Origin of the sequence: Cryptosporangium phraense (assembly GCF_006912135.1) — a bacterium.
GTDB classification, from domain to species: domain Bacteria; phylum Actinomycetota; class Actinomycetes; order Mycobacteriales; family Cryptosporangiaceae; genus Cryptosporangium; species Cryptosporangium phraense.
The window spans coordinates 207,010-232,987 of the sequence record NZ_VIRS01000006.1; the positions used below are offsets into that span (position 1 = coordinate 207,010).

Annotated in this window: 26 protein-coding genes; 12 read left to right on the forward strand and 14 right to left on the reverse strand. The window is 72.1% G+C overall.

What is annotated here, in order from left to right:
• Window positions 1-3: 3 nt before the first annotated feature.
• Entirely contained in the window at window positions 4-855 is an 852-nt protein-coding gene (locus FL583_RS11230) for a helix-turn-helix domain-containing protein (RefSeq protein WP_142704514.1), read from the forward strand.
• Window positions 852-1,778, forward strand: a complete 927-nt coding sequence (locus FL583_RS11235; RefSeq protein WP_142704515.1) for an RNA polymerase subunit sigma-70 — start codon at window positions 852-854, stop codon at window positions 1,776-1,778. The genes FL583_RS11230 and FL583_RS11235 overlap by 4 nt, the downstream gene beginning before the upstream one ends.
• Here the strand turns inward: FL583_RS11235 and FL583_RS11240 are convergent, their stop codons facing one another.
• Both FL583_RS11240 and FL583_RS11245 read right to left on the reverse strand, forming a co-directional pair.
• Complete coding sequence (locus tag FL583_RS11240; protein WP_142704516.1) at window positions 1,779-2,342, reverse strand: dihydrofolate reductase family protein; 564 nt, start codon at window positions 2,340-2,342, stop codon at window positions 1,779-1,781.
• Window positions 2,343-2,413: 71 nt separating this feature from the next.
• The gene (locus FL583_RS11245; RefSeq protein ID WP_170323592.1) at window positions 2,414-2,908 is read right to left on the reverse strand and encodes a peptidase inhibitor family I36 protein; all 495 of its coding nucleotides are present in this window, start codon (window positions 2,906-2,908) and stop codon (window positions 2,414-2,416) included.
• 185 nt (window positions 2,909-3,093) lie between these two features.
• Here FL583_RS11245 and FL583_RS11250 point away from each other — a divergent pair, with 185 nt between their 5' ends.
• From FL583_RS11250 to FL583_RS11265, 4 genes are read left to right on the forward strand one after another with little or no spacing between them, the layout of a single operon-like run.
• Entirely contained in the window at window positions 3,094-5,748 is a 2,655-nt protein-coding gene (locus FL583_RS11250; RefSeq protein WP_142704518.1) for an ATP-binding protein, read from the forward strand.
• A complete protein-coding gene (locus tag FL583_RS11255; RefSeq protein ID WP_170323593.1) occupies window positions 5,748-7,025 on the forward strand; it encodes an XRE family transcriptional regulator in 1,278 nt (425 codons plus the stop codon). The genes FL583_RS11250 and FL583_RS11255 overlap by 1 nt, the downstream gene beginning before the upstream one ends.
• Window positions 7,026-7,067: 42 nt before the next feature.
• Window positions 7,068-7,748: a response regulator transcription factor gene (locus FL583_RS11260; protein WP_142704520.1), complete on the forward strand. Its 681-nt coding sequence runs from the start codon at window positions 7,068-7,070 to the stop codon at window positions 7,746-7,748.
• On the forward strand, window positions 7,745-8,320 hold the full coding sequence (locus tag FL583_RS11265; RefSeq protein WP_205752022.1) for a sigma-70 family RNA polymerase sigma factor: 576 nt from the start codon (window positions 7,745-7,747) through the stop codon (window positions 8,318-8,320). Before FL583_RS11260 ends, FL583_RS11265 begins: the two co-directional genes overlap by 4 nt.
• Before the next feature lie 45 nt (window positions 8,321-8,365).
• Here FL583_RS11265 and FL583_RS11270 read toward each other — a convergent pair whose 3' ends face one another.
• The 5 genes from FL583_RS11270 to FL583_RS11290 form a co-directional block, all read right to left on the reverse strand.
• On the reverse strand, window positions 8,366-9,562 hold the full coding sequence (locus FL583_RS11270) for a cytochrome P450 family protein (RefSeq protein ID WP_142704521.1): 1,197 nt from the start codon (window positions 9,560-9,562) through the stop codon (window positions 8,366-8,368).
• The gene (locus FL583_RS11275) at window positions 9,559-10,731 is read right to left on the reverse strand and encodes a cytochrome P450 (protein ID WP_142704522.1); all 1,173 of its coding nucleotides are present in this window, start codon (window positions 10,729-10,731) and stop codon (window positions 9,559-9,561) included. Before FL583_RS11275 ends, FL583_RS11270 begins: the two co-directional genes overlap by 4 nt.
• Window positions 10,721-11,482 (reverse strand): GNAT family N-acetyltransferase, encoded by a 762-nt coding sequence (locus FL583_RS11280; protein WP_142704523.1) that lies wholly within the window; start codon window positions 11,480-11,482, stop codon window positions 10,721-10,723. The genes FL583_RS11275 and FL583_RS11280 overlap by 11 nt, the downstream gene beginning before the upstream one ends.
• A gap of 42 nt (window positions 11,483-11,524) precedes the next feature.
• Window positions 11,525-12,472, reverse strand: a complete 948-nt coding sequence (locus tag FL583_RS11285) for an RNA polymerase sigma factor (RefSeq protein ID WP_170323594.1) — start codon at window positions 12,470-12,472, stop codon at window positions 11,525-11,527.
• A gap of 65 nt (window positions 12,473-12,537) precedes the next feature.
• Window positions 12,538-13,188: a nitroreductase family protein gene (locus FL583_RS11290; protein ID WP_142704525.1), complete on the reverse strand. Its 651-nt coding sequence runs from the start codon at window positions 13,186-13,188 to the stop codon at window positions 12,538-12,540.
• Between the two features lie 160 nt (window positions 13,189-13,348).
• Here FL583_RS11290 and FL583_RS11295 point away from each other — a divergent pair, with 160 nt between their 5' ends.
• The gene (locus FL583_RS11295; protein ID WP_142704526.1) at window positions 13,349-14,734 is read left to right on the forward strand and encodes a pyridoxal phosphate-dependent decarboxylase family protein; all 1,386 of its coding nucleotides are present in this window, start codon (window positions 13,349-13,351) and stop codon (window positions 14,732-14,734) included.
• A gap of 50 nt (window positions 14,735-14,784) precedes the next feature.
• Here the strand turns inward: FL583_RS11295 and FL583_RS11300 are convergent, their stop codons facing one another.
• Window positions 14,785-16,188, reverse strand: coding sequence for an MFS transporter (locus FL583_RS11300; RefSeq protein ID WP_142704527.1), 1,404 nt, complete (start codon window positions 16,186-16,188; stop codon window positions 14,785-14,787).
• Window positions 16,189-16,273: 85 nt separating this feature from the next.
• Here FL583_RS11300 and FL583_RS11305 point away from each other — a divergent pair, with 85 nt between their 5' ends.
• The 4 genes from FL583_RS11305 (at window position 16,274) to FL583_RS11320 (ending at window position 19,017) form a co-directional block, all read left to right on the forward strand.
• Window positions 16,274-17,230 carry an Lrp/AsnC family transcriptional regulator gene (locus FL583_RS11305; protein ID WP_142704528.1) on the forward strand — a complete coding sequence of 319 codons (957 nt, stop codon included), beginning with the start codon at window positions 16,274-16,276 and terminating at the stop codon, window positions 17,228-17,230.
• A gap of 4 nt (window positions 17,231-17,234) precedes the next feature.
• A complete protein-coding gene (locus tag FL583_RS11310; RefSeq protein ID WP_142704529.1) occupies window positions 17,235-17,918 on the forward strand; it encodes a class I SAM-dependent methyltransferase in 684 nt (227 codons plus the stop codon).
• A gap of 281 nt (window positions 17,919-18,199) precedes the next feature.
• Window positions 18,200-18,607, forward strand: coding sequence for an AraC-like ligand-binding domain-containing protein (locus FL583_RS11315; protein ID WP_142704530.1), 408 nt, complete (start codon window positions 18,200-18,202; stop codon window positions 18,605-18,607).
• Window positions 18,608-18,630: 23 nt separating this feature from the next.
• The gene (locus tag FL583_RS11320; RefSeq protein ID WP_142704531.1) at window positions 18,631-19,017 is read left to right on the forward strand and encodes a helix-turn-helix transcriptional regulator; all 387 of its coding nucleotides are present in this window, start codon (window positions 18,631-18,633) and stop codon (window positions 19,015-19,017) included.
• On the opposite strand, the gene FL583_RS11325 is transcribed toward FL583_RS11320, so the two are convergent.
• Window positions 18,999-19,598: a TetR/AcrR family transcriptional regulator gene (locus FL583_RS11325; RefSeq protein WP_142704532.1), complete on the reverse strand. Its 600-nt coding sequence runs from the start codon at window positions 19,596-19,598 to the stop codon at window positions 18,999-19,001. The genes FL583_RS11320 and FL583_RS11325 overlap by 19 nt on opposite strands.
• 109 nt (window positions 19,599-19,707) lie before the next feature.
• Between FL583_RS11325 and FL583_RS11330 the strand changes: the two genes are divergently transcribed.
• On the forward strand, window positions 19,708-21,111 hold the full coding sequence (locus FL583_RS11330) for a dihydrolipoyl dehydrogenase family protein (RefSeq protein WP_142704533.1): 1,404 nt from the start codon (window positions 19,708-19,710) through the stop codon (window positions 21,109-21,111).
• On the opposite strand, the gene FL583_RS11335 is transcribed toward FL583_RS11330, so the two are convergent.
• From FL583_RS11335 to FL583_RS11355, 5 genes are all read right to left on the reverse strand, one after another.
• The gene (locus tag FL583_RS11335) at window positions 21,099-21,857 is read right to left on the reverse strand and encodes an ABC transporter permease (RefSeq protein ID WP_142704534.1); all 759 of its coding nucleotides are present in this window, start codon (window positions 21,855-21,857) and stop codon (window positions 21,099-21,101) included. The genes FL583_RS11330 and FL583_RS11335 overlap by 13 nt on opposite strands.
• Window positions 21,858-21,934: 77 nt before the next feature.
• Window positions 21,935-22,216 carry a GlsB/YeaQ/YmgE family stress response membrane protein gene (locus tag FL583_RS11340; protein WP_142704535.1) on the reverse strand — a complete coding sequence of 94 codons (282 nt, stop codon included), beginning with the start codon at window positions 22,214-22,216 and terminating at the stop codon, window positions 21,935-21,937.
• Between the two features lie 90 nt (window positions 22,217-22,306).
• Entirely contained in the window at window positions 22,307-23,581 is a 1,275-nt protein-coding gene (locus FL583_RS11345; protein ID WP_142704536.1) for an alpha/beta hydrolase family protein, read from the reverse strand.
• Window positions 23,582-23,619: 38 nt separating this feature from the next.
• Window positions 23,620-24,339 (reverse strand): response regulator, encoded by a 720-nt coding sequence (locus tag FL583_RS11350; protein WP_142704537.1) that lies wholly within the window; start codon window positions 24,337-24,339, stop codon window positions 23,620-23,622.
• The gene (locus FL583_RS11355) at window positions 24,336-25,823 is read right to left on the reverse strand and encodes a hypothetical protein (RefSeq protein ID WP_142704538.1); all 1,488 of its coding nucleotides are present in this window, start codon (window positions 25,821-25,823) and stop codon (window positions 24,336-24,338) included. The genes FL583_RS11350 and FL583_RS11355 overlap by 4 nt, the downstream gene beginning before the upstream one ends.
• Between the last annotated feature and the right edge of the window lie 155 nt (window positions 25,824-25,978).

A 25,978-nucleotide genomic window follows, 5' to 3' on the forward strand; every position in this document is an offset into this window, starting at 1 on the left:
CCCGTGGGAGGACAGGAGTTCGGAGCGGCGGTACGCGACCTGCGGGAGCGCACGTCTCCCCAGGCCGTCGGGCTGCCGGCCGGCCCGCGGCGGGTTCGTGGCCTACGGCGGGAGGAGCTCGCCGACCTGGCCGGGATGTCCGCCGACTACGTCCGGCGGCTGGAGCAGGGCCGCAGCCACCCCTCGGCCGGCGTGGTGAACGCGCTGGCCCGCGCCTTACGGGCCCGGCGGGAGGACTACGAGCGGCTCTGCGCGCTGGCCGGCTACGCGGCCGCGGACGGGCAGGTCCCGCGCGAGATCGGCCCGGTGGCGATGCGCCTGCTCGAGCGGTTCGAGGACACCCCGATGTTCCTCTCCGACGCGGCGATGAACCTGGTCGCGGTCAACACCGCGTTCCTGGCCCTGCAGGTGTGGGCGCCGGCCGGGCACCCGTACGACTGGAACGTCGCCTGGCGCACGTTCTGCGATCCGCTCAGCGGGATCAAACGGTCCGCCGCGGATGCGACCGACCACGAGGCCATCCTGGTGGCCCGCCTGAGGAGCACGTTCCTGCGCTACCCGGCCGACGGGTCGCTGGCCGCGCTCGTCGACGAGATGCGGAGCCGGAGCCGGCTGTTCGACACGCTGTGGCGCTCGCCGCGGCCGGTGGCGGCCTACGAGAGCAGCGGCCTGTTCCAGCATCCCGACGGAGGCGAGGTCACGCTGGTCGGTAGCCTGCTCGCGGTCCCGGGCGACGACCTCTCGGCGCTGATGCTGACCGCGGCGCCGGGCTCGGCCGACGCGGCCCGGCTCGCGGAGATCGTCGACGCGGCCGGCGAACCGTCGGTGGTGCTGCTTCCGGATCGACGGCCATGACCGACGCGGCGAGCTTCGCGCTCCTGGTCGAGCGCCATCGGCGTGAGCTGCAGGTGCACTGCTACCGGATGCTCGCGAACTACCAGGACGCCCAGGACCTGACCCAGGAGACGTTCCTGCGGGCCTGGAACAAGCGGGAGTCGTTCGAGGGCCGGGCGGCGCTGCGGACCTGGCTGTACCGGATCGCGACGAACGCCTGCCTCGACTTCCTGGAGAAGCGTAACGACCGCACCCCGGCGCCGGTGGGGCTGGAACTGCCCTACCTGCAGCCGTATCCCGATGCTGCCTTGCCAGAGGAAATCGTGGTGGCGCGGGAAACGATCGAGCTGGCGTTCATCGTCGCCGTCCAGCACCTGCCGCCCCGGCAGCGGGCCGTGTTCATCCTGCGTGACGTCCTCGGCTGGCCGGCGTCGAAGGCCGCGGACGACCTCGAGCTGACCGTCGCCTCGGTCACCAGCGCACTCCAGCGGGCCCGCGGGACGATGCGCGAGCAGCTGCCCGACCGTCGCTCGGACTGGCGGAGCCCCACCACCCACGAGCTGTCCGACGACGAGCGCAGCGTGGTGAGGTCGTACATCGACGCCCACGAGCGCAACGACCTCGACGGGCTGGCGTCCCTGCTGCGCGACGACCTCCGCTTCGCGATGCTGCCCGACCCGGGCACCGTGCAGACCGGGGCCAAGGACGCGGTGGAAGGCTGGGTGTCCGGCGGGCTCTTCCAGCCCGGCTGCGACGACCTGCGCTGCCTTCCGACGACCGTCAACCGGATGCCGGCCGCCGTGCTGTACCGGCGCACCCCTGATTCCCCGGACCACCGGCTCTTCACGATGGCGGTACTGCACGTCGTCGACGGGAAGATCGCCGAGCTCACCGGATTCGACGTGACCGACAAGCCCTGGCTGGGCCTGCCGGCCACGCTCTGATCAGCGTCGCGTCTCGTAGCGGGCCAGCAGCACCCCGCCGGGGAACGTCCGCGTCTCGACCAGGTCGAGCTTCGCCCAGCGGTCCAGCGCGGTGAAGAACGGTTTGCCCGCGCCCAGCAGCACCGGGTGGACCACCAGCTGGTACTCGTCGACCAGCCCGGCCCGCACGGCCGCGCCGGCCAGCGTGACGCCGGCGATCCCCATCGGCTCGCCGTCCCCGGCCTTGAGCCGGGCGATCTCCTCGATCGCGTCGCCGGTGACCAGGCGGCTGTTCCAGCCGACCGCGTCGATCGTCGACGAGAACACCACCTTCGGCGTGTCCCGCCAGTTCCGCGCGTACTCGACCTGCGCCGGGGTGACGCCCGGTTGCTGATCGCCGGTCGGCCAGTAGGAGCTCATCGTCTCCCACAGCCGGCGCCCGTAGAGCGTCAGCCCGATCGCCCGCTCCCGGTCGAGCCACCACTGGAACAGCTCGTCGCTCGGTTCGCTCCAGCTCAGGTCGTCGCCGGGCGCGGCGACGTAGCCGTCGAGCGAGACGTTCATTCCGAAGATCAGTTTCCGCACCGGGTCATCCTCCGTGGGTCGGTTACTCAGGTACGGACGACCGGCCCGCGGAAAACTGATCGGTCAGCTGCTCAGCAGTTGGCCGGCGGCGCCGGATGGAAGTCGGGCTTGTGCAGCGAGGCCGACGAGATGACGTCGTTGAAGCTCCGCTTGTCCAACTCCCAGGCGCAAACGCCGCTGTCCCGGTCGTGTTCGGCGTGGTGCACCTCGACCCACGTCAGGCCCACCACGTTCTCACCCGGGTTGACCACGAAGTACGGCCCGTTCCCGTAGCCGTCCGTGAACACGAAGAGCGCGAACGGCGTGTTGTTGACGATCGACGAGACCGAGTCGTTCGCGTTCACGCCGTTGGTGTAGTGCCGGTTCCAGAAGTCCCAGACCGAGTCACCGTCGTTCGTCAGCCCGGCGGCGAGGTAGACGCTGCCGGTGTCGTTGCTGTTGTAATAGAAACAGGTTTGGCCGCTCTTGCAGGCGTAGGCCGCGTCGGCCGGTGGTGCGAACGGGAAGATCACGGCCCCGGCCGTGGCCACGGCAGCGAGCGCCTTGATCCAGAATTTCTTGCTCATCGCAATGTCCGATCGTCCGCTCCGGAACGGCTCCGGAGTCCGCTGGGAACGGTGGCCGACGGCTCGCAGTGCGACCAGTCCCAGTTCAGGGACCCGGAAACTCTTGGCAGAAAAGCCGAACTTCTCGCGCTGCGCCCGCATCCAGGTTCTGTGCATACCTACTGCGATCAAGACTGACGACAGCCATGGGAGCCGATCCGAAGGACCGCTTCTCGGTCCTGGGACCGGTGCGCGGGCGGCGCACCGGTAGCCCGGTCGACGTCGACTCGCGGCCACTGCGGTTGATGCTCGCGCTCCTGCTGGCCCGGCCGAACGAGCAGATCGACACCGCCGAATTCGCCGAGCTGCTCTGGGGTCACGAGCCGCCGGCAGACGCCGTCCCGCGGATCGTCCAGCTGGCCGAGTCGCTGATCCGTCTCGTCGGCCCGGCGTTGGTCCACCGCGACGGCGGGCTCCGGATCCGGCTGAGCGCCGACGAACTGGACCTGCTGGCCTTCCGCCGGAAGGCCGAAGCGGCCCGGTCCGCCGTCCGCGACGGGGACGACGCCGGCGCCGTCCCGCTCTTCGTGGACGCGCTCGAGATGTGGCAGGACCGGTGCGCGGCCGGCCTGGAACCGACGTCCCGCCTGCACCCGGCCTTCGTCGCGGTCGAACGCGAACGGTCGCACGTCGCCCGGGAGATGGCGGACGCGGCGCTGGCCTCGGGGCAGTCGCACGCGATCCGGCACGTCCTGGCGGCCGCGGCCGAGTGGGATCCGGCCGACGAGGCGCTCCGACGCCGGATCGCCCAGCTCGACGCCCGGCCGGCACCCGAACCCCACCGAGTGCGCCCGGCCCAGCTGCCCCCGTCGCCGTGGTTGTTCACCGGCCGGGACGCGGAGCTGCGTCAACTCGACCGGCTCCTGGCCGACCCCGGTGCCGACGCGGTCGTCACCGCGGCCATCGACGGCATGCCCGGCGTCGGCAAGTCGACCCTGGCCGTCCGCTGGGCGCGATCGGCCGCCGCCGGGTTCCCCGACGGGCAGCTGTTCGTCAACCTCCGCGGTTTCGACGCCGGCGGAGCCGTGGTTGCCCCCGGGGAGGCGCTGACCGGATTCCTGACCGCTCTCGGCGTCCCCCACGACCGGATCCCGGCGACGGTCGCCGACCGGACGGCGCTCTTCCGCAGCGTCGCGGCCGGCAAGAAACTGCTGATCCTGATCGACAACGCCCGCGACTCCGACCACGTGCGTCCGCTTCTTTCCGGCACCGCCGGCTGCCTGGTGCTCGTCACCAGCCGCCACCGGCTGTCCGGTCTGGCCACCGAGCAGGGCGCGCACCTCCTCACGCTGAACCTGCCGTCGATCGAGGACGCGCGGGAGGCGCTGCGCCGCCGGCTGGGCTCCGATCGCGTCGACGCCGAACCGGCCGCCGCCGACGACATCATCGACGGGTGCGGGCGGTTGCCGCTCGCGATGGCGGTCGTCGCGGCGAGGGCGGCCGCCCATCCCGAGGAGACGCTGACGTTCGTCGCCGACGAGATCCGCGCCGGCCGCGGCACGCTCGATCCGTTCACCGCCGACGAGCCCGGCGCCGACCTGCGGACCGTCTGCTCGTGGTCCTATCAGTTGCTGACCGAACCGGCCGCGCGCGTGTTCCGGCTGCTGTCCGTCCACCCGGGTCCGGACTTCAGCCTCCCGGCGATAGCCGGGCTGGCCGGCCTGCCGATTCGCCTGGCCACGCGCCTGGTCGGCGAGCTCACCCGCAGCCGGCTGCTGACCGAGCACCGCAGCCGCCGGTACGTCTTCCACGACCTCATCCGGGCCTACGCGATGGAGCTGTCGGCGACGACGGACGCCGACGCGGATCGCGACGCCGCGCTCGGCCGCCTGACCGAACAGCTGGAGCGGACCGCCCACCGGGCGAACGCGCTGCTCATGCCGACGATGCCGCTGGAGGAGCTGGACGGCGGGGAACAGCTGGTCACCGCGGAACCGATCGACGATCTCGAGACGGCGCTGGCCTGGTTCGGCGCCGAGCAGGAGGTGCTGGAGGCGACCATCCGGGCGATGACCGGCCGGTGCGCCCGTCCGCCCTGGCGACTGACCCTGACGCTCTTCCCCTACTACCAGCGCGTCGGGGCCTTCCCGGCCTGGATGTCGACGACCCGCTGGGCGCTGGAATCCGCGATTGCCGACGCTGACCAGCTGGGGGAGGCCCACATGCTGCGGATGCTGGCCACGGCCGAGCTCAACGTGCGCGCCCCCGAGGCCAGCGCCGAGCATCTGCGGTCCGCCGGCGCCCTGTTCGAGGCGCTGGGCCGCCCGGTCGAACGTGGATACACGCTCTGCTACCTGGGCTTCGTCCGGCTCTCCGAAGGGCGCGACCACGAGGTCGTCGAGTTCCACGATGCGGCGCTGCGCCTCTTCCACGCGGCCGGACACCGCCGGGGCAGAGCCGTCGCGCTGCACGGGATGAGCTACTGCCTGGCCCGGCTCGGCGAACACGACGCGGCCCTGCGTCATCTCGAGACCGTGGTGAAGATCTACGAGGCGGACGGCGACGACCATGCCGTCGCGTTCTGCCTCTCGCTGGTCGCCGAGGTCCAGCACGGCCTCGAGCAGTACGAACGCTCGATCGACACCCGGCTGGACGCGATCCGCCTGTTCACCGAGACCGGCGATGCCACCGAGGTCGCGCTCTCGCACGACCGGCTCGCGCGTACCTACACGGCGATGGGCCGACGAGCGGATGCCGACCGGTCGGTGCGCAACGCGCTGACGATCGCCGAGCGCGCCGGCTTCGCCCGCACCCGGAAAGAACTGCGAGAACTCCGATGGCACCCGGCCTACGGCCCCTAGTGACGACCGACCGGAACGGGGCGGTGGTGCGCCTGGGCGATCTTCTCCGGGCCGCCCGGCACGCCCGGGGCCTGACCATCGAGGAGACCTGCGCGCTCGCCGGCGTCGGCGTCCGGACGCTCAGCGACGTGGAGCGCCACCGCATCACCCGGCCCCACCGACGTACGGTCGAGGCCCTGGTGGAGGTCCTCGGCGTCGTGGAGTCCGACCGTCGGGCGATCTGGGCGGCCGCGCGTCCGGTCGGTGAGCAGCAGCCTCCGCAGCCGAATCGTCTGATCGGGCGCGACCGGGAGGCCGCGTCGTTCCGGGCCTGGCTCGACGGGCGGCCCGGCGCGGACGTCCGGCCGGTGGTGGTGTCCGGCCTGCCGGGGGCCGGGAAGACCGCGTTCGCCCGCTGGATGATTCAGGAGTCCGCCTCCCGCTTCCCCGGCGGGGCCGTCGTGGCCGAGCTGGGTGGGTCCGGTACCGCGGCCGCCTTACGGCTGCTCCTGCGACAGCTGGGTGAGCCGGACGACCGGATCCCCGATTCGGTGGACGAGCAAGGTCGACGGTTCCGGGCGCTCCTCCGCGAACAGCCCCGGTCGATCGTCCTGGACGACGCGGCCGGCGAGGCCGACGTCCGCCCGCTGCTTCCCGACGAGGGGCCGAGCCTGGTGATCGTCACCAGCCGGCACGTGCTGGGTGGCCTGGCGGCGGCCCACCGCGTCCCGCTCGGCGAACTCGACGTCGAGCACGCGGCCGCGCTGATCGGCACGCTCGCCGGTCCGGAACGCGTCGACGCCGAGCCGGGCGCCGCGGCCGAGCTGGCTCGGCTGTGCGGGTATCTGCCGCTGGCGTTGTGTGCGGTCGCGAACAGGCTGGCCAGCCGGCCCGACTGGCGCCTGGCCGACCACGTGGAACGCCTCCGGTCCCAGGACGATCGGCTGACCCGGCTCAGCTCGGGCGACGCGCAGGTGCGAACGGCTCTTCAGAGCCACTGGCGTCGGCTGAACGACCGTCAGCGGGAATCGTTCCGCCGCCTCGCGTTGGCCGGGCCCGGCCCGGTGACCGCCCGGTCGGCCGCCGCGCTGTTCGGCACCACGGTCGAGGCCGCCGACGAGGCGTTGGAGGAGCTCGCCGACGGCAGCCTCCTCACCCCGGAACCGGTCGGCCGCGACTATCGGCTCAACAGCGTGCTGCGGTTGTTCGCGCGCGAACTGCTGGCCGACGTGGCGTCGGCCGCCGACGTTGAACGACGGCGGGAAAGGCCGGCCGGGCCGTCGGCTTTCCGCCGGTGATTCCGCCTGGTCGGAGAACCGGTCCCGAGCTCAGATGGAGCCATGACCGTCGTGGTTTCCCATCGTAAATTCAACCTTCCGACGACGAGTGAGTCCGAAGAGGACCTCGCCGTCGTCGCCGCCAGTCCGGTCGTCCGGGGCGGCTTGGCCCAGCTGCTCGCTCAGATTCCCGGGTTCCGGGTCACTGCGCTCACCGAATCGCTCGCCGAGCTGGTGGCCCGTCAGTCCGTGCCGATCGTGGTGATCGATCTGTACGGCCGTCGAGCGGAGGCGAACGACTCCCAGTTCTGGGCGGGTATGCCGGCCGGCACGCGAGCGATCGCCCTCTGCTCGCCGGACGACCCGCCTCAGCTGCTGACGATGCTCGTCGGCGGTGTGCACGCGCTCCTGACGCGTGAGGCCACCATCGGCGACCTGCGGACCGCTCTGCATGTCACGCGCAAAGGCGGATTGCACGTCGCCACGGATCTCGTCGACGCGGTCGTGGCCCGCGCGCTGCCGCCCGAGAGCCGCGGCGGCCGGGAACTGACGAACCGGGAGATCGAGGCCCTCCGCCTGGTGGCCAAGGGCTACACGCACGGGCAGGTCAGCACGCGGATGGGCCTGACCGAGTCGACGGTGAACACCTACGTGAAGCGGATCCGCCACAAGCTCGACGCGGGCAACAAGGCCGAGCTGACCCGCCGGGCGATCGAGCTCGGGTACGTCGAGCCCGGCGCGTGACCGGGGCGTCCATCGGGTGGCGAGCCGCCTGGGAGGCGAACGTGCGCCCGATCTACGACTTCCTGCTCCGGCTCAACCTCGGTGATCGGCAGGCGGCCGAAGACCAGCTGCAGGAGACGTTCCTGCGGGCCTGGCGCCGGTTCCGCGACGATGCGGCGCCGGAGCGACCGTGGTTGTTCACCGTCGCACGGAACATCGCGATCGACGCCGGGCGGGCCCGCCGGGCCCGCCCGCACGAGGTCGCCATCGACGAGTTCTCTCCGCTGGAGCCCCGGCGCGACGAGCTCGACCGGCGCGACGATTTCGACCGGCGCGACGAGTTCGACCGGTTCGTCGAGTCACAGGTCGTTCGGGCCGCCGTCCGCAGCCTGCGTCCGCACCACCGGGAGACGATCTATCAGCTGTACTACCGGGACCGCACGATCGCCGAGACGGCGCACGAGCTTGGGATTCCAGCCGGGACCGTCAAGTCGCGGATGAGCGACGGCCTGACCCAGCTGGGTCGGACTCTGCAGAAGCAGGGGTACGTCGCCCGGCCGGCGGCCGCGAGGGGGCGGCGGCCCCGCCGATGACACGAAACGGCCGAGGCGCCTGGACGCCTCGGCCGTTCCGTGCGGTCAGCGTGGTGTGCGCACCCGCAACGACACGATGCGGTTGAACACCAGCGACGGCTGCCGCGCCAGCGCGTCGTCGACCTGCTCGACGTCGTCCAGATCGCGGAGCAGATCGCGGAACGCGACGCGAGCCTCCCAGCGCGCCAGTGGCGCACCCAGGCAGTGGTGGATCCCGAAGCCGAACGCGAGGTGACGCGGGTCGGTCCGGCCCACCTCGAAGGGCTCCGGCCGAGGGCCGAGTCCGGCGCCCAGCGGCGAGACCATCACGAGGGACCCGGCTTCGATGAAGTGCCCGCCCAGCTCCAACGGTTCCTCGGCGACGGCCGGGAGCGTCGCCTGCAGCGGACCGTCGAAGCGGAGCATCTCCTCGATCGCCCCGGGCAGCAGGTCCGGATCGTCGCGCAGCGCCGCCCGCTGGTCGGGGTGCTCCAGCAGCTGCCGGAAGCCGTTGACGATCAGGCCGGCCGTCGTCTCGTGCCCGGCCACCATGAGTAGCCACACCATCGAGGTGAGCTCGTCCTCGGTGAGCCGGTCGTCGCCGTCGCGGGCGGCCACCAGGCCGGAGAGCAGGTCCTCGCCCGGGCTCCGTCGTTTCTCGGCGATCAGGCTCCGGAGCAGGCCCAGCATCTCCTGCGCCGCCGGTCGGTAGTCCTCGATGCGGGTGGCCGGGCCGGCGCTGATCAGCGTGAAGAGCTGCGAGAGCCTGGCCTCGTCCAGCCGGGGGATACCGACCAGGGCGCAGAGGACCCGGAACGTGAACCGGAACGCGTAGTCCTCGACGAGGTCGACGGTTCCGCCCGCGTCCAGCCTGATCCGCATCGCGGCGACGAGCTCGGCGGAGATCGCCTCGATCGTCGGGGCGAGCAGTTCGAGCCGGCGACGGGTGAACGTGCCGGCGACCAGTTTGCGCAGCCGGGTGTGGGCCGGCGGATTCGCGTTGAGCATGTGGTGGTGCAGGCCCCTGGCCGCCTCCGGAGCCAGGTGCCCGTAGACCTTGCCGCTCGCGCCGCGGCTCACCCGTGGATCCGTGAGCGCGGCCCGCGCCTCGTCGTAGCCGGTGACGAGCCAGCCCTCCTGGCCGCCGGGCAGCGTCACCCGGTGCACCGGCCCTTTCTCGGTCAGCTCGAGCAACGTCTGCCGCCGGGCTCCGTCGGGAACGGCCGTGAAAACTGACGGATCGGACGCGGGTTCGGAGGTCATCGGACGTCCCAGCGCAGGGGCAGGTTGTCGAGGCCAACCTCGCCGCCGTGTTCACGGATCGGCACCGACGGGTCGAGCCGGTAATCCGGAATCCGGCGATGCCACTCGGTGAGCCCGATCAGCAGTTCCTGCCGGGCGAGGTGCGCCCCGATGCAGCGGTGCGGCCCGTCGCCGAAAGCGAGGTGGCGGTTTTCGCTGCGGTCGATGACGACCCGGCCGGCGTCGGGGAAGGCCGCCGGGTCGCGGTTGGCCGAGGCGATCGGGAGCCAGACCATCTGTCCGGCCTTGATCGGGCAGCCGCCCACCGTGGTGTCCTTCGTCGCTTTCCGGCCCGGCGCGACGAACGCGTAGTAGCGCAGGAACTCCTCGATCGCGACCGGAAACAGGCCGGGGTCGTCGACCAACCGCCGGCGGTCGTCCGGATGGGTCGCCAGGTGCCACGTCGAGTACGACAACTGGGCGGCGACGGTGTCGAGCCCGGCCATGAACATCAGCAGGCAGAAGGCGAGCAGGTCGCCGTCCGACACTTTCTCGCCGTCGATGGTCCAGGTGGTGGCGGCGCTCAGCAGGTCTTCGCGCGGATGCTTGCGCCGCTCGGCGATGAGCCCGGAGAAGTAGGCGACGACTTCGGTCATCGCGCGCATCGCCGCTTCACCGGTCGCGTCGACCTGGTGGAGGATCGACGTTTCCCAGACCTGGAACTGGCCGGCGTCCTCGATCGGCAGGCCCATCGTCTCCAGGAAGATCGTGTTGGGGAACCGCAGCGCGACATCGGCCACGTAGTCGCAGCTCCCGCGATCGGCCACGTCGTCGAGGATCTCCCCGATCACCTGGTGTATGCGCGGCCGCATCCTCCCCACGGCCGACGGCGCGAAGAACGGAGCCAGCAGACGTCGCCACTTCGTGTGGACCGGCGGGTCGAGCATCTCCGGGATCCACCGGTACGGCGGGTTGGGCGTGTCCGGAAGTACGGCGCTGCTGGAGAACGTCGCGGGGTCCTGGAAGCACGCCCGGATCGCTTCCATGCTGCTGGCCAGGATGAACTCGCCATCGTCGGTCTGGCCGACGTGGGCGGGCGCCGCGTTCCGCAAGGTGTCGTACCGGGCGAAGTGCTCGCCCGGCCGGGTCGCGAGGTTCATCTCGCTGTACACGACGTCGTCACTGCTCATCGCGTGCCTCGCCGGGGAACGCGAAGAGCCGGTAGCGAGACACGGATTCGAAGCCGACGTTCCGGTAGACGGGCTCGCCTTCGCTGCTGGCCTGCAGCGTCATCGTCCGGTGCCCCGCCCGGCGGGCGATCCGGGTCGCCTCCAGGGTCAGGGCGCTCGCGACGCCCCGGCGCCGATAGGCGGGGTCGGTCGCGACGAAGTAGAGCCCGGCGACGTCGGACTCCAGCGCGAGCCGGGTGGTGCCGACGATGCGGCCGTCGAGGATGCCGGCGAGACGGATACCGTCGCCGCGGTCGAGTTCCCGTTCGACCATCTTGTCCATCGAGGACTCGGTGAAACCGAGGGGACCGGCGTAGGCCCCGGTGAACTCGCCGACCGAGAAACGGTCGTTCACCTCGACGATGTGCATCCCGTCGGGCGTGCGGCGGTCCGCGGTCGCCTCGAGGTCGACGGCCATGATCGGCATCTCGTCGATCGGCGTCGCGCCGCGCTCGAGGAGGCCCTCGGCCGTGCCCGGATCGCTGTCGGCGCCGACCCACCAGCTCCAGGTCGTGCCTTCGAGGCGGGCCTTCGCCTCCGCGATCGCGGCGTCCAGCGACCGGTCGCGCACCCGCAGGACGCCGTTCATCAGCGGGTGCGGGACGTCGGAGCGGTAGATCGGCAGGTCGTTGTCGGCGTCGGCGGTGGGGTCCCAGCCGGACCAGAACCGGCGGTTCGCGTCGAGCTGTGGTTGCAGGTTTCGAATGTTCACGCCGACTGGATGCGGACGGATCGGGAAAAGTTCGGGGAGCCGTCAGGCGGCCTTCTCGACCTCCAGGTCACGGGCCGCCCAGAGCAGGCGGACCCGCGCGATCTGGCCGTCGTCCTCCTCGAGCAGCCAGGTCGCCGACGGCGGGCAGTGGAACGGATCGTCCGCCGGGTTCAGGAAGTCGTGCTGCCAGATCGTGATGCCCTTCCCGGCGACGACACCGGCCAGCCGGTACCGGACCCCGTCGCGGTGATCGCTGTGCATCAGGCCGAACAAGCCGGGCAGGCCGTCGAGCAGCAGGTCGTTGGGCCAGACGAGGCGAGCGCGATCCGACCAGCGGTCCTGCACCGACGCCAGCGACGCCCCGCGCGGAATCGCCGAGAGGACGGCGGCCGCCTCCTCGGAGCGTTCCGCGGTCAACGCGGCGACGTCGGGATGCTTCGCCCCGGCGACCAGCGGGAGAAGGTCGGCCAGTTGCTTACGCGCCTCGTTCAGACGGCTGCGCACGGTGCCGACCGGGAGTCCGCACAGGGCGGCGATGTCGGCGTACGAGTTGGCGTCGGTGAACCAGCGCAGCAGGGCCACCGTCCGCACGGTCGGGCGGAGCTGGTCGAGGGCGGCCCAGAGCCAGTCGCGGGTGGCCGATCGTTCCAGGACCTGCGCGGGATCGTCCGCCTCGGCCGTGGCCTCGACCGAGCGCAGCCGATCCAGGGAGAGGCCCAGCGGGGTGGGTTGCCGCGAGCGCAGGATCATGCGGCAGTTGTTCCGGACGATCGCCTTCAGCCACGACCCCATCGCGCTGGGATCTCGCACCTGTCCGATGCGCGTGAGCGCGGTGGCGATCGCGTCCTGGCAGGCGTCTTCCGCCTCGGGGGTGGACCCGAGTATGGCGACGGCGACGGCTCGCATGCCGGCGTAGTGCTCGTCGAAGAGCTGCCCGAGGCTCTCCTGATCTCCGTTCTGGGCGGCGCGAACCAGTTCTGAGCTGGACAACGTACTGACAACTGCCTTCCGGAAGAGTGGGGGGAGCAATTCTACCCCCCACTGTGGATCATCGATCATTTTCGGACGAGCACCTCGTCGAGGGATTTCCGTGGCAGATCCGGGACGACACAGTCATCGGCCGCGTAGCCCACCGAAACAATTGCGAAAGCCGTCTCCGATCGGGGCCGCTGGAGCAGGTCGGCGAGGAATTTCGCGGGTGGCGGCGCGTGCACGAGCAGGCCCACACCGGCCAGGTGCAGCGTCATCGCCAGCATGCCGACCGCGATGCCCACCGATTCGCCGCTGTAGTAGTTCTGGTGCTCGGCACCGTGCTGCCCGACGCGGTGGCTCTGCCGGAACACGACGACGAGGTGCGAGGCCTCGGTGATGTGCGCCTTGACGAGCCGCAGTTCGTCCAGCCATTCGGACGTGACGGCGCCGGTGTAGGAGTAGCGCTCCTCGGCCTCGGCGGCGTCGCGAATCAACCCGCGCAGCTGGGGATCGGCGACCACCACGAAAGTCCAGGGCTGCTGGTTCGCGCCGCTCGGCGCGGTCGCGGCGACTTCGATCGCGTTGCGCAGGAGCTCGTCGGGGACCGGTTCCGGCGAGAAATAGCGGACGCTGCGACGTCTCCGCATCGCCTCCAGCAGACTCCGCGAGCGGTCGACCGCGTCGGCGGCCGGCAGGCGATCCGGCCGGTAGCGGAGTTGTTCTCGCGTCTCCATCGTCCGACTCCCGCCGTCTGGAATTCCGACTGTGGGAGGTACGACGATTTCCGGACGCCGAAGGTTCGCACTCGATCGGACGTCCCACAAGAGGGAATTGCCGCCGATTCTCTCGTCGCTCCACGCTGATCCGGCAATGTCGAGTCGGCAGGGAGACTGGATGGAAACCGACTATTCCGCGGCTCTCGAGGTCGCGGTCCGGCACGCTACCGAGTGGCTGGAGGGTCGTCGCGATCGTCGTATTCCGCCGCGGGCCGGCGTCGAAGAATTGATGAGGACGTTCGGCGGTGAGCTGTCCGCGCAGCCGGTGGCGGCCCGTCGGGTGCTGGATTTTCTCGGGCGGAACGCGCAACCCGGATTGATGGACATGCAGTCCGGACGCTTCTTCGGCTGGGTCGTCGGCGGAACGCTTCCGGTCGCGCTCGGCGCCGACTGGCTGACCAGTGCCTGGGATCAGAACACCACGCTGCGGTCGGCGACGCCGGCCACGGCTGCGCTGGAGGCGGTCGCGGCCCAGTGGTTGCTCGATCTGTTCGGGCTGCCTCGCGACGCCCACGCCGGATTCGTCACCGGGGCGACGATGGCCAACTTCACCGGCCTGGCCGCCGCTCGTCACCACGTCCTGGCCGAGCGCGGCTGGAACCTCTCCGAGCAGGGGCTGGCCGGGGCTCCTCCGGTCCGCGTCCTGGCCGGCGCCGAGCGTCACGACACGGTCGACCTCGCGCTTCGCTACCTCGGTCTGGGCCGGCCGACGCCGGTCGACGCGGACGCCCAGGGCCGGATCCGGATCGACGCGCTCTCCGAGGCGCTCGACGAGGCCGGTGACCGGCCGATCATCGTCTGCCTCCAGGCCGGGAACATGCACTCCGGCGCGTTCGATTCGTTCGCCGAGGCGATCGCGGTGGCCCACGCGCGCGGGGCGTGGGTGCACGTCGACGGCGCGTTCGGGCTGTGGGCGGCCGCGTCACCGCGGCTTCGGCACCTCGTCCGCGGTGTCGATGCGGCCGACTCCTGGGCCACGGACGCGCACAAGACGCTCAACGTGCCGTACGACTGCGGCGTCGCCATCGTCTCCCGGCGCTCGGCGATGCAGTCGGCCATGGGCATGAACTCCAGCTACCTGATCGACCCGGCCCGCGACGACGAGCCCCTCGACCCGTTGGCGGCGGTACCGGAGCTCTCCCGGCGGGCCCGCGGTGTCCCGGTCTGGGCCGCGCTCCGCGCGCTGGGCCGAGACGGCGTCGCCGCCCAGGTCGACGGCCTGGCCGGGCACGCGCGTGCGCTGGCCCGCGGTATCGCCTCGCTGCCCGGTGCCGAGATTCTCAACGACGTCGTGTTCACGCAGGTCAGCGCCGCGTTCGAGGACGACGCCCGGACCGCCGCGGTGACCGAGGCGCTGCTCGCCGCCGGCACTACCTGGATGTCGGGGTCGCGGTGGCACGACCGGACCGTCGTCCGGGTGTCGGTGAGCAACTGGTCGACCGACGACGGCGACGTCGCCGCCTCGCTCGACGCGATGCGCCTGGCGCTCGAGGCCACCGGCTGACGTCCGGCGCGGCCGGGGGGATCCAGCCGGGTGACGGAGGTCGAACCGGATCATCCGTGGGCCGACGCTTCCAGAGCTTCGCTCGGCGCCGCAGCGGGCCGCCGGAGCAGGGCCAGCACCAGAATTCCCCCGGCCAGCGCCGTTCCGGCCGCGACCACCAGCGTCGCGTTCAGCCCGTCGGCGAACCCGGCCGGCGAGCCGTGACCGTCGGCGATCCGGTCGGTGAACACGGTCCCGAAGACCGCGACGCCGAACGCGATCCCGAGCTGGCGGAACGTGTTGAGGGCCCCACCGGCCATCCCGCTGCGCTCGCGCGGGACCTCGGCCAGCAATGCCGAGGCGTTCGTGGGCAGCACGACGCCGACGCCGACGCCGGCCACGATCAGTCCGGGGATCAGGACCGCGCCGGTGCTGTCCGGGTCGATCCCGGCCTGCAGCAGGTCACCGGCGGCGATCAGGAGCAGCCCGAGGCCGACGGTCCAGCGCGGGGCGATGCGCTGCAGCAACCGACCGGCCGACGCGCCGACGACCAGGGCGGCGGCGGCCATCGGCAGGGCGCCGTACAGGCCGGCGTCGACCGGGCCGTTGCCGAGCACCTGCTGCAGCCAGACCGTGGTGAACGGCAGGTAGCCGAACGCGGCGGCCTGAGCCAGGAACGCGGCGACGATCAGCACCGCGAACGGCGCGCGGCGGAACAGCGTCAGATCGAGCATCGGGTGGTCCGAACGGACCTCGACGACGAAGAACAGGATCAGCCCCACCACTCCGGCGGCGAACGCCGCCAGGGTGAGCCCGTCGGTCCAGCTGACGTCGCCGGCGCGGATCAGGCCGTAGGTCACGGCGGCGGCCGCGAGCGTGAACGTGACCGTGCCGGGCAGGTCGAAGCGACCTCCGCCCGGCGCCCGGGACTCACTCACCCCGCGGACCGTGAACCAGACCGCGATCAGGCAGATCGGCAGGTTGACCAGGAACACCCAGCGCCAGCCGAGGTGCTCGGTCAGCAGACCGCCGGCGAGTGGTCCGGCCGCCGCGGCGGCGCCGTTGACCGCGCCCCAGATGCCGAAGGCGACGCCCCGGTCGCGGCCGTGGTAGGTGAAGTTGAGCAGGGCGGCGGTGCACGCGAACATGGCCGCGCCGCCGAGGCCCTGGAGGATCCGGGCCGCGATCAGGGCCTCCGCGTTCGGGGCGACCGCGCAGAGCAGCGAGGAGACCGCGAAGATCCCGATGCCGATCAGATACGTGCGGCGACGGCCGAACCGGTCGGCCAGCGAGCCGGCGCCGAGCACCAGGGCGGCCAGCGACAGGGCGTATCCGTCGAGGACCCACTGGAGGTCGGCGTAGTCCGCCCCGAAGTCGTCGGCGATCGCCGGCAGAGCGACGACGACGATGAGGACGTCGACCAGTAGGAGGAACGTGCCGAGACAGACAGCGATCAGGGGCGACCATTTGCGCATGCGCTGCAGGATGTCGGCTTCAGCCGTCTTTTTCGGAGCCAGGAGAACAGATCCTGCGGATCTCGACTTTCCCTAGGCTGATCCTGTGGAAATCGACGAGCTCGACCGGCAGTTGACGCACGCGCTGCGGATCAACGGCCGGGCCGGGTACCGGGAGATCGGCGCTGTGCTCGGGGTCTCCGACCAGACGGTCGCCCGGCGGTACCGCCGGCTGCGCGCCGAGGCCCGGCTGCGGGTGATCGGCCTGCCCAACCCGATCGAGCTGGGGTACGAGAGCTGGTTGATCCGCGTGCGCACCGCCCCGGACTCGGCGTTGCCGATCGCGGACGCGCTGGCCCGCCGCCCGGACACCGGCTGGGTGTCGATCACCTCGGGCGGCACCGAGATCGGCTGCGTCGTCCGGGTGCCGGCCGCGGTCGACCGGGAGACGCTGCTGCTGCAGAAGCTGCCCCGGACCCCGCGGGTGACGTCGGTCAGCGCGTACTGCGTCGTGCACCAGTTCGTCGGTGGGGCGGTCGGTCCGGACCTGCACGACGACGCGCTGACCGCCGAGCAGATCGCCGCGCTGAGCCGAGCCCGCGGCGCGGGTCGGACGGCGGCACGCCTCACCGCGGCGGACGCGCCACTGCTGGAGGCGCTCGCCCGGGACGGGCGGCTCAGCTATGCGGAGCTGGCCGCCGCGACCGGCTGGCCGGAGTCGACCGTCCGCCTCCGGGTGCTGGAGCTGTTCGACTCCGGGTCGCTCTACAGCGACGTGGAGATCGATCCGGAGCCGTACGGCTTCCGGGCCGCGGTCCTGCTCTGGCTGACGGTCAGCCCGTCCCGATTGGCGGCGGTCGGTGCGGCCCTGCGTGGGCACGAGGAGATCGTGTTCGCGGCGGCCACCACCGGTCCGACAAACCTGCAGGCCCTGGCGATCTGCCGGGACATGCCGACGTTCTACCGGTACCTGACCGAGGAACTGGGCGCGCTGGAGGGCGTGGAGCGGATCGAGTCCGAGCCGCTGCTACGCAACATCAAGCAACTCGGCACCGTCCTATGAGACAGTGGACATCGCCTGCGGCACCGGCGAGCCGGGCCTGACGCTGCTCGGCCGCTACCCGGGGCTGCAGCTGATCGGCATCGACGCTTCCGAGGCGACGGTCGCGATCGCGGCCCGCAAGGCGAGCGGGACCGGCGCACGGTACGACGTCATGAGCAGCGACCGGCTCGAGCTCGCCGACGAGAGCGTCGACGCCGTCGTGTCCCGATTCGGGCTGCTGTCCTTCGCGCCGGACCCGCGCGCCGAGGCCCGGGAAGTGGCTCGCGTGCTGCGGCCCGGCGGGGCCTTCAGCATCGCCACCTGGGACGCGGGCAGCAAGAACATCATCACGTACGCGCTCACGGTGAGCCTGCGCCCTTGGCTCGGCCCTCCCGTCCTCGCCGCGGTCGAGCGGTCGGAACACTTCGCCATGCCGGGCCGGCGGGAGCGGTGGCTGACCGAGGCCGGCCTGGCCGTGGCCGGCAGCGAGCTGTTCACCTGGTCGGTCGAGTTCGCCGGTGAGGAGGACCTGTGGGAGTTCGCCAATGATCCGGTCTTCCTCGGCACGGTCACCGGCGGACTCGATTCGGACCGGTTGGCCGAGGTCCGGCGGGGGCTGCTGGAGTTGCTCGCCGACTACCGGTCCGACGACGGCTCGTACGCCCTGCCCTACGCCTGCCGGGTGCTTTCAGGAGCTCGGCCGGCGTGACGCAGCGCCCGGGCCCTCGCCGCGGCCGCCAGGGCCTGCTCGCGGGCCAGCGCGGCCTGTCGGTGGTGCTTCGTCGCCCACGCTGACTCGGCGCGGGCTCGGGAGAGCGCGGTGGCTGCCCGCTCGGCCAACTCGTCGGCCCGTTCCGCTCCCCGCATCCCTCGATCAGGCCCGACGGCCGGGTCCCGATCAACAGAACCGGCACGATTGATTGCGCTCACGGGACAGTGCTCGCGTACCGTGGCTAGAACGCCGGGCAGTCGGTCCATCGACGTGTGCGGATGGAGTTGGTCGACGACATGGCGCAGGAAGCTGAATCCGTTCACGCGGTCCACCGGTTCCAGGTCTCGACGCAGCAGGAGTCGCAGACCGAGGAGTTCATCCGGCAGATGTTCGTCGGGAACCGGTTGCGGTTCCTGAGTGCGCCGGCCGGCGCGAGCTTCAGCGCCGACGTCGCTCAGGCCGGAGAGCTCGCGGTGAGCCGGATGCGGTCGAGCGTCGACTATTCGGCCCGCACCGATCCGTTCGATCACTTCCTGTTCTTCAGCATGGGCCACGGCCGGCTGAAGATGCGGAACGGCCGCCAGGAGTCGCTGGTGGCGTCCGGTGACGTCTCGTTCTACCCGTTGGACGTGCCCCTGGAGATGGACATGTTGGACATCGGGGCGCTGGTGGTGTCGAGGAACTGATCCGGACGGCGGCGATCGCCGCCGTGCACACGTTCCCCAACACGGCCATGAACGTGACCTACCAGGCCGGCGCCGGGTGGGCCGGACCGGCCGTGGTCCGGCGGGCCTGCGCCTACCTGCAGGAGCACGCGGAGCAGCCGATCTCCCTGGAGCAGCTGGCCGAGGCGGTGGGCACGAGCGCCCGCACCCTGCAGTCGACGTTCCGGCGCTACCTGCAGGTCACGCCGATGGGATACCTGCGGCGCGTCCGGCTGGAACGGGCCGCCGACGAACTACGGGCGGCCGACCCGGCCAGCGGCATCACGGTGGCGGCGGTGGGCCGGCGGTGGGGCTGGGCGAGCGCCAGGCAGTTCACCGCCGCGTTCCGGCGCCAGATCGGCGAGCTCCCCAGTCACACCTTGCGCTGGTAGGACGCGCTCCGGGTACGGACCAGGCCCTCGATCCCGCGCACGAACGTCTCGGCCACCAGCGTCGGGTCGAAGAGGCAGCCGGAGGCCATCGCGCCGTCCCGGAGCATGACGAAGTGCCGGGCGGCCGGCTCGGCGGTCTCCGGGTCGACGTCGGCCATCAGCCCGGTGAGCGTGTCCAGGAACCACTGCCGGTGGGCGATGATCTCCTGGTGGACGGGGTCGTCGTCGTCGGGGTACTCGGCGGCCGCGTTCAGGAACGCGCAGCCGCGGAAGCCCGGTGACTGGATCCCCTGGGCGATTCCGTGGGCGATGGCCAGGAGCGCGTCGACCGGTGCCGGGTTGGCCGCGATGGCCGCGTCCGTCGCGCTGCGGTCCATCTCGTGGACCTCGCGCAGGTACGTGAGCACGAGGTCCTTCTTGCCCGGGAAGTGCCGGTAGAAGGTGGCCCGGGTGATGGCCGCCTCGGCGATGATCCGGTCTACGCCGACCGAGTGGATGCCCTCGGCGTAGAAGATCCGCGTCGCGGTGCTCAGCAGCCGTCGACGCGCCTCGGAGGGCCGAACCCCGGTCTCGGACGTCATCCGATCATCGTAACGGGTAGAACGTTCGGTCTCTAGGCCTTGTGCTGGCGCTAGCCCCTCGCTTACTGTCGGTTGGACAGAACGTTCGTTCTACCTTCGGAAGGTTGTCATGGAGTACGACGTCATCGTGATCGGGGCCGGTCCGGTCGGCGAGAACGTGGCCGACCGGGTCGTCCAGGGCGGGCTGACCGCCGCCGTCGTCGAGCGGGAGCTGGTCGGAGGCGAGTGCTCCTACTGGGCCTGCATGCCGACGAAGGCGCTGCTGCGCAGCTCGTCCGCCCTGCGCGCGGCCCGGGACCTGCCGGGCGCGCGTGAGGCGGCCGTCGGCGATCTCGACGTGGCCGGAGTGCTCGCGCGCCGGGACTCCTTCGCGTCGAACTGGAAGGACGACGGGCAGGCGTCCTGGCTCGAGTCGGCCGGGATCGCGCTGTACCGGGGGCAGGGGCGGATCGCGGGCGAGCGCGTCGTCGAGGTGACCGGCGCGGACGGCACGACGAGCACGCTGACCGCGCGTCAGGCCGTCGTCGTCGCGACCGGCAGCAGCGCGCTGCTGCCGGACATCCCGGGCCTGCGCGAGGCCGAGCCGTGGACCAGTCGCGACGCGGCTTCCGCGAAGGCCGTTCCCGGCCGGCTGGTGATCCTCGGGGCCGGGGTCGTGGGGTCGGAGATGGCGACGGCGTTCGCCGCGCTCGGGTCCTCGGTCACGCTCCTGGCCCGGGACGGCGTGCTGCCGCTGGCCGAGCCGTTCGTCGGGGAGCGGGTCACCGAGTCGCTCCGAAAGGCCGGCGTGTCGGTCCGGTCCGGCGCCGAGGCCGTCGCCGTGCACCGCGACAGTGCCGGCACCGTCCACGTCGATACGGCCGACGGCGAGCGCATCGACGCCGACGAGGTCCTCGTCGCCATCGGACGGACACCGAACACGCTCGACCTCGGCCTGGAGAACCTCGGTCTGACGCCGGGTACCTGGCTGACCGTCGACGAGTCCCTGCGGGTGGTCGACGGGCTCTACGCGGCGGGCGACGTCAACCGGCGCGCGCTGCTGACCCACCAGGGCAAGTACCAGGCCCGGGCCCTGGGCGACGCGATCGTCGCGCGGGCCAAGGGCGAGCCGGTCGAGACCGGCCGGTGGGGGAGGCACGCGGTCACCGCCGACGAGCGGGCCGTGCCGCAGGTGGTCTTCACCGACCCGGAGGTCGCGTCGGTCGGTCTCACCGCGGCCGCCGCGGAGGCGGCCGGGCTGCGCACGAGGGTGGTCGACTACGACCTGGGCGCCGTGGCCGGCGCCGCCCTGCACGCCGACGGCTACCAGGGGCACGCCCGGATGGTGGTCGACGAGGACCGCCGGGTGATCGTCGGGGTGACGCTCGTCGGTCCGGACGTGGCCGAGCTGATCCACGCGGCCACGATCGCCGTCGTCGGCGAGGTTCCGCTCGACCGCCTCTGGCACGCCGTCCCCGCGTTCCCGACCGTCAGCGAGATCTGGCTGCGTCTCCTCGAGGCCTACGGGCGCTGACGGGCCAGCCGGGCCCGCGCGGCCAGCTCGGTGACCACCACGATCGCCACCGACTCGACCGCCAGCAGCCCGATCAGCACCAGCAGCTGGGTCGCGCCGGCCTCGACCGCGCTCCCGCCGCCGAGCAGGACGCCGACGAACGCGCCGGGCAGCGTCACGAGCCCGACCGTGCGGGTCTGGTCGAGGGCGGGCACCAGCGCCTGGCCGGCCGACGGGCGGCAGATCTCCAGCGCCGCGTCGCGGTCGGGAAAGCCCAGCGAGAGCGCCGCCTCGACCTCACCGTGCCGCGACTCGAGCTCGTCGAGCGCGCGTCGGCCGGCCAGCGAGGTGGCGGTCATCGCCCCGCCGATCAGGATGCCGGCGATCGGGACGATCGCGATCCCGGTCAGCGGCACCAGCCCGCCGGCGATCAGCCCGACGACGATCGGCAGGCTCCCGCCGGCGATCGGCACCGCCGCCCACAGGGCGGAGGTCACCCGCCGGGCCCGGGTGATCCGCTGTCCCGACGTCCAGGCCGCCGTGCCCACCATCGCGACGACGAACAGCGCGGTGAACCAGAGCGACGCGACGATCGCGGCGATGAGCAGCGACACCGCCCCGAGCTGGAGCGTCGCCCGGACGGCGGCGACCGGTATCTGCCGCCACGGCCCGAGTTGCCCCAGCCCGGCCACGACCGCGGCGACGAGCGTCAGGACGACCAGCGCGACCGCCAGCCGGGGCCCGACCTCCAGCATGGTCGACGACATCGGCCCAGCATGCCTGACGCGAATCGGGTTGTGAGGGGGCCTGACCGCGCGAGGGCCGGTTCGCGCGGTCAGGAGCTCTAGCGACCGCTGGTGATCTTCGGCCGGTCCTTGGCGCCGGAGACCAGCGAGACGCCGACCGCGGCCAGGCCGATCTGCGCGAACAGCTCGAGCCAGTCGACGCCCGGCGTGTCGGCGACCCCGAACACGCTCGCGACACCGGTTCCGAGCAGCGCCGCGACGATGCCGATGACCAGCGTCATCAGCAGGCCGACCCGCTGCTTGCCCGGCATCACCAGGCGCCCGACCGCACCGATGATCAATCCGACGAACAGAGCAGAGATGATTCCATCGATCTCCACGGCACTCTCCGAAAGACGAGGTTGGTGTCTTCCAGGGTCGGCCGGGAGGCGTCCGGAGGGCCATCGGGGATGCCCCTGGTGAAACCCTGGTCAGGACACCAGGCTCACCTCCGGGTAGCGCGGCGAGGTCCGGTCGAACAGGTGCCGGTCCTGGTTGCGCAGGTGCAGATCGAGGAACGCGCCGACGTAGGCCCGCTCGATCTCGACGACCCGGCGCCCGTCCAGCGTCCCGAACGCCTCGGTGAGGATCTCCGGCGTCACGCCGGGCAGCTTCGCCAGCGCGGGTCGCGCCAGGACGCCGTCGTGGAAGCTCAGGTGCTCGGTCCCGGCGACCTTGATCTGGCGGTGCCAGCCGCGCAGGTGGTCCTCGAACGTGCCCCAGGCCGGGGTGTTCTCCCGGGTCGTGCGCCCGGACGCGACCAGCAGGAACGGCTCGTCGAGCCCCTGGGTGACGACCGATCCGTAGGGGTTGCCGTCCAGGTTGATGCCGGCGACCACCCGCGGGTCCTCGAGCTCGACCTGGGCCGCGGTCGCGCCGCCCATCGAGTGCCCGACCATGCCGACCCTCGACAGCCGGAACGCGCCGGTGAGGCCGCGGGGGAGCGGTCGCTTCTCGGCGTCCGGATCGGAGCCGGCGTTCAGCGCGCCGAGCCGGTCGAGCACGAACCGGGCGTCGGCCACCCGGATCGCGACCGCCTCGGCCACGATCGCGTCCTCGTCCTGCGGGGACTTCTCGAGCAGCCCGGAGATCGTGTTCGGCTCGACCCGGCCGTCGGGGAACTCGACCGCGGTCGCGTCGTGGGAGTGGTCGATGGTCACGACCACGTAGCCGCGGCTCGCGAGGTCCTCGACCAGACCCGCGCTCGAGTTGCGCTCAGCGCCGTAGCCCGGCGAGAACAACACCACCGGGTGGCCGCCGGGTGCGTCCGCGACCGGCGCTCCCACCGCGCCGTGCGTTCGCACTGCTCCGAGCCCGGGGACGTCACTGGGCCGGCCGGAGAGCGTCACCGCGAAGTCGCGTCCGACCGGGCCGACCTCGTCGGGAGCCAGCCAGGGGGCGCGGGGGCGACCGGCGGAGTGTTTCGTGGGGTACCAGACGTTGATCATCACCTCGCGCGGGTGGTGCCCGGGGACCCAGGGGTCGGTGCGGGCGGGGTCGACGAGGTGCAGGGGGATCGTTCCGACGTCGTAGGGGCCGCTGGGGGCCGGGAGCACCAGTGGGCTCGAGTCCGCGGCGGGCGCGGTGGCCGCGGCGGGCGGGGTGGCCGCGGCGGGCGGGGTGGCCGCTAGGGCCGCTGGGGCGGCGGCGAGCACGGTCGCGAGCGTGCCGAGGGTGAGCGCGATTCTGGGTGCTTTGATTCGCATGGGCGCCGACGCTAGGTCGCTGACCAGCGCGTGCGCGTCTATCTACGGTCCAGTTCGTCCTCTGTCGCACGGCCGGGTCGCACCAGCCCGGCCTCGTACGCGACCACCACCGCCTGCACCCGATCCCGTGCCCCGAGCTTGGCCAGGATGCGGCCGACGTGGGTCTTCACGGTGCCGGTCGAGACGATCAGTCGCTCGGCGATCTCGGCGTTGGACCGCCCCCGCGCCATCGCGACCAGCACGTCGCGTTCCCGGTCGGTGAGCGTCGCGACCGCCGCGGCCGCGGCCGGGTCGGACGCCGGGGCCAGCGTGTCGAGCAGCCGCCTGGTCGTCGAGGGGGCGATCACCGCGTCCCCGGCGTGGACGGTCCGGAGCGAGGCCAGCATGTCCTCCGGCGAGCCGTCCTTGAGCAGGAAACCGCTGGCACCGGCCCGGATCGCGTCCAGCGCCGACTCGTCCACGTCGTACGTCGTCAGGACGACGACCTTGGGCGGGTCGAGCAGCGCGGTGATCCGCCGGGTGGCCTCGATGCCGTCGAGGATCGGCATCCGGACGTCCATCAGCACGATGTCCGGGCGCAGACGGCGGGCCTCGGCGACCGCGGCCCGTCCGTCGCCGACCTCGCCGACGACGGTCAGGTCGGGCTGCGACTCGATGACCAGGCGGAACCCGGCCCGGACGAGCAGCTGGTCGTCGACCAGGAGGATGGAGATCGGCGGCCGGGCGGGGCCCGGCGGCCGGGCGGGGACCGGGGTCATGTCGCGTGCGCCCCCGGCCCGTTGGCGACCAGCGTGATCCGGCGCTGGGCGTCCTTCTGCTCCTCGATCCGCAGCGTGTAGGCCTCCGAGCGGCTGACCGTGACCCCGCGCTCGGCCAGCCAGGCGACCGCGCTCGGGACGTTGTCGCTGCCGACGCGGCTGAACGCGTACCGGATCGCGTCGCGCTTGTTCGACAGGCCGTGCAGGGTGTCGAGGTCCTCGGCGAACTCCGCGTCGCTGGGGTGCATGGGGATCGTGGCCGTGGGGTGCCCGTCCTCTCGGAGTTGGACACCGCCGTCGGGGGCGTGTCCGTTCGGGGCGTAGCCGTCGGGGGCGTAGCCGTCCGGGGTGTGGCCGTTCAGGGGGGCGCCGTCCGGGGCGAGGTGGCCGCGGCCGAACGCGGTCCGGGTGAGCACGGCGCGGGCCAGCGCGGCGCGCTGGTGCTCGGCCGTCGGCCCCGAGAAGGACGGCTCCGGCGAAGCCGGTGCTCCTTCGTGGGCGTCGTGGACCGGGTGGGGCTGGGGGGTGCTCCGGGCCAGCTCGCTCCGGAGGTGCTCGGCGAGCACCTGGCCCGGACGACGGGCCTCCGGGAGCTCCGGCCCAGGAGCGCCGGGCATCGCCCGGAGGCCCTCCGGGCCGCCCGGGTCGATTGCCTGCTCCTGGGGCCCCCGCTGCGCGGGCACGAAGGGCCGGGCCTCCAAGGGCGGCGTGGGCGCGACCGGAGCGGGCTCGCTCGGGTGCGAGACGCCCGGAGACAGCGACTGGCTGATCCGATCGGCCCAGCCCGCATAGTCGGCCCGGGCCTCGATCTCGGTGGCGAGCCGGTCCATGTCGTACGTGCTCGCGGCGATCTGCGCGTGCAACGGGTTGGTGTGGTCGGCGCGGATGATCTGCTCGACGACCGCGGCGATCGCCTTGCGCCGGGTCGCCGTCCGGGCGTCCTCCCGGGCCGCGGCCAGGCTGTCGTGCAGGCCCAGGTCACGCTCCATCGCCAGCGCACGGGCCCGGCGGGTCAGCGCCGGCTCGCGCAACCACTGCATGAGCCCGTACACCGGCGTCGTCCGAGCCATGTGGCCGGATTCGCGCAGGGCGTCACGTCGGCGTGCGCCGCTGTGGGCGAGCCAGAGCGCGTACGCGAAGCCCGACAGGCCCGCGAAACCGAACGCGAGGTAGGGCTGATCGGCATGGCCGATCAGGTTGAAGACGATCGCCACGACGGCGGCCGCCGCGCTCATCACGCGGTAGGCGGTCGCGGACTCGCCGAGCCGCCGACGCGAGTCGGCCAACGCCGACGTCGCGACGCCGCCGAGCTCGAGCACACCGACCGCCGGTGTCACCAGCGCGATGCGGGCCGAGGTCGGCAGCGTGTCCGGCCAGGGAATGTGGTCGACGGCCGCCCAGACCTGGCCGACCAGAGCCGCCGCAGCTGCGGCGGTGTAGAACGCGTAGGCCACCCGATCTGGTGTGCGGCTGGATAACGCCATCGCTCCGTACTCCTCCCGGTAGCCGGGTAGTAGCCCGGGCAACCGCGGCCGATCTTGCCTCGCCAGCCACAGGAGCGAAAAATCGACACGCACAGGGCCATCCGTTCGGCGGAGAGTCCCAACTAACCGGACGAAATCCGTGCCGCGGCAGCAGC